Raw genomic sequence first — 2,902 nt, 5'->3', positions numbered from 1 at the left:
ACCGCGACCCTCACCCGGCACCCCGGGACGGCGCTCGCCGCGATCGCCGGCTCGGTCGTCGTCGGCGACCGGCTCGGCTCCGTCCACGCCTTCGGCCGAGCCGGGGGTGCGTCTGCGCCCCGGCGAGCAGCTGCCCGAGGACGGCGACCTGGCCGGCCTCCCGTTCCTCCTCGTGCAGCACCCGGCCGAGGGCGAGCAGTTCGGACAGGGTGCCGACCGCGCCCAGGCGCTCGCGGTAGCGGGCGACACGCTGCTCGGCGCCGTACCGGCAGGCGGCGGCCAGGAGTTCGTCCATGGAGCCGAAGTGATAGAAGACCAAGCCCTGGTTGACTCCGGCGGCGGCAGCCACCGAGCGGGCGGAGGTCTTGGCGATGCCCTGTTCGACGAGGACTCTCAGGGCGCCGTCGAGCAGTTTGCGGCGGGTCTCGTCGGTGCTCACGCGCGGGCCTCCTCGCGCACGGGGCGCAGACCGGGGCGGACGCCGCAGTCACGTACGCGCGCGTAGGCGGCGGTGAACGCCCCCTCGTACCCGAACAGCGGCCCGACGTACCGGTTGACGACCCGGACCCGTACCCGGAAGCGCCCGGTGCGCTCGTCGAAGGACTCGCGCACCTCGGCGTCGCCGCCGATGAGTTCGGGCACGCGCACGTCCACGGGGCCTTCGCGGAAGCGGTGTTCGCCGGAGCGGATGAGCAGCGAGCCGTCGGGCTCGGCGGACAGCCGCAGTTCACTGGCGAGGTGCTGGTGGGTGCCGAGGTAGTCGACGATCCGGCCGCTCCCCGCGGGGCTGTACACCATCGTCGCGTCGAACCGGCGCGGGCGGCCGGGCAAGTGGAAGGTACGCACGAAGGTGACGGTCTCACGGCCGTACGCGTCGAGGTAGGGCACGTTCTCGATGGTGAAGGGCACATGGCGGCCGGTGCGCGGAAGGAGGATGTTGCGGGTCCCGCCAACCTCGCGCGACACCTGGCAGCTCGACCCCACGCCTTCAGGCCAGGCCAACCGTTATGGATACGGCGAAGGCGGCCCTCTCAACGGAACCGACCCAACGGGGCACGCGTTCGACGGACGGTGCGGTTGCGGTGGCATGCCCGGATCCGGCGCTCGAGGTGGCTACGGCGGGGCCACCAACGGAGGAGGAAGCATAGGACGACCCCGACCTCCGGCCCGGAACTCCTCGACCAAGAAAACCAAGACGAAGGGCAAGAGCGGGCGTTCGGGAACGGGACGCCCGAGCGGCAGCGCGAGGACTCAAGAGTGCTCAAAGTACTCGTCTCTCTGCAGGGGGACCACCACCGGAAGGAGCAAGCCAAAGCCCAAGGGCTGCGCTGTCACCGGCACTTGTCGAACGACCAACAGGCCTACGATCAACCGGGGGAACACCGGCAATCGCGGCAGCGGAACGACTCGAGGAAACGCTGGCAGCCGAAGTGGTGGCTCCCCCCGCGGGAAAACCAATAGCGGAACCGCGGGATCCTCTCGAGGGAATAATCCTTACAATCGGAACAAAAAGCCACCCCGGCCGACCGAGCCGAGAAACCCTAACACCGGAAAGAATCCAAAACCCGCTCCAACTCAAACCAAACCAAAGCCGCAAATCGACGCCTCCAAGATCAGGCAGCAGTCTTTGCGCAACGCGGAACATTTCGGCGCGGCAATCGACCAATTCGCCGCGGCATCAAATGTTCCACTTACCCCCATCGATATTCCTGACGCAGCAGCCACTGCGGCCAATCAGCCTTCGGCCAGCATTGATTCCGGAGGGAGGCAAAATGGAGACAGGAGCGCTACCAGATCGGGCGACCGATGTGATACAGGATCAGGAATCGATGGACCGAACAAGGTCTACCTCCCTCGCAAGCTGCACGCCGGAGAGTGTGTGGCCACGGGCGCGTTCGCAACCCTCACGAAGGCTGATTACACCCCTCCCCCCAGGCCGGGTCTAAAATTCGGACTTCCAGGACTGAACATCCTTCCCGCAGGAGACCGCGCCCGCGGTCACCTCATCGGCTTCTCGATGGGGGGATCGAACACGGACACTCGAAACTTCGTTCCGATGTACCAGAGGGCGAACCAGACAATGTTCGACCATGCCGAAAAAGTCATACTAGGTTCCATCACCGAAGGAGGAAATCAATTTATTCAAGTCACACCGGTATACGGAAACCGGCAATCTCCGATACCCACCAAGGTAGAATTCCTTTCCTTTGGAACTAAGACCGTCAGGTGCGAATTCGACAACACAGCAACCGCCACATACAGATGCTGGTAGTTCTCAAGGAAGCAGAATGAAGGAAATAGACATTTCCGCCCTGACCGGCATCCTCGGGCCAACCCCGTGGAAGAAGAACCTAGACCTTCGCCCGCTCGAGTTGGAGTGGGGACTCACGCTCCCCAGTGAGGTCAAGGCGGTATCCGGAACCTACGGTGACACCCTCATAGACGATTTCCTCTTCATCTACGGCCCAAGCAGTATGCGAGATAAAGGGAACTGGATGAGCCAGTACATCCAAGGAGGGAATTCACAGGAGATCGTCGGCCCAGTTCTACCAATCCGAGGAGGAATGCTGTACTGGGGACATACGATCGATGGCGATCAACTCTTCCTTACACCACGGGACGAAGGAACCAGATGGACTGTCTCCGCATTCCGTCGAAGCTGGGGAGACTGGCACTCAACGGATCTCGATCTGATTTCCTGGCTTGAAAGCGTATTCAAGGGAGAGATCGAGACGGATTGGCTCCCCGAATGGCCAGATCGGCACACATTCGAGCGGGACTGTTAAATCCGCTATGCCTCCATAGCGTATTTCATTACACCGGGGCCACTGGCCTGTCCCGGCTCACGATGAAGGGGCGCCCGGGGGGGGGGCCCCCCGGCAAGGGCGGCCCGGCACGGCCC

General features: G+C 63.7%; 3 protein-coding genes and 1 pseudogene. 2 read left to right on the top strand and 2 right to left on the bottom strand.

Going from position 1 to position 2,902, the window contains the following annotated elements; all coding sequences use genetic code 11:
- Positions 1–97: 97 nt before the first annotated feature.
- Both ABZ693_RS36030 and ABZ693_RS36025 read right to left on the bottom strand, forming a co-directional pair.
- Positions 98–439, bottom strand: a pseudogene (locus ABZ693_RS36030) (TetR/AcrR family transcriptional regulator); the annotation flags it as partial.
- Positions 436–966, bottom strand: coding sequence for a DUF4166 domain-containing protein (locus ABZ693_RS36025; protein WP_359885714.1), 531 nt, complete (start codon positions 964–966; stop codon positions 436–438). The pseudogene ABZ693_RS36030 and the gene ABZ693_RS36025, both read right to left, overlap by 4 nt.
- Between ABZ693_RS36025 and ABZ693_RS36020 the strand changes: the two genes are divergently transcribed.
- Together ABZ693_RS36020 and ABZ693_RS36015 are read left to right on the top strand one after the other, a co-directional pair.
- Positions 896–2,272, top strand: a complete 1,377-nt coding sequence (locus tag ABZ693_RS36020) for a DNA/RNA non-specific endonuclease (RefSeq protein WP_359885713.1) — start codon at positions 896–898, stop codon at positions 2,270–2,272. The genes ABZ693_RS36025 and ABZ693_RS36020 overlap by 71 nt on opposite strands.
- Before the next feature lie 16 nt (positions 2,273–2,288).
- The gene (locus ABZ693_RS36015; protein ID WP_359885712.1) at positions 2,289–2,786 is read left to right on the top strand and encodes a hypothetical protein; all 498 of its coding nucleotides are present in this window, start codon (positions 2,289–2,291) and stop codon (positions 2,784–2,786) included.
- Positions 2,787–2,902 lie beyond the last annotated feature (116 nt).

The organism is Streptomyces laurentii, from assembly GCF_040635425.1.
Classification (GTDB): Bacteria; Actinomycetota; Actinomycetes; order Streptomycetales; family Streptomycetaceae; genus Streptomyces; species Streptomyces laurentii.
This window is presented reverse-complemented; position numbering and strand designations above follow the sequence as displayed.

Excerpts from the sequence above, each read along its gene's own strand:
- ABZ693_RS36020 (WP_359885713.1), top strand. The coding sequence starts at position 896 with ATGGTGAAGGGCACATGGCGGCCGGTGCGCGGAAGGAGGATGTTGCGG.
- ABZ693_RS36015 (WP_359885712.1), top strand. The coding sequence starts at position 2,289 with ATGAAGGAAATAGACATTTCCGCCCTGACCGGCATCCTCGGGCCAACC.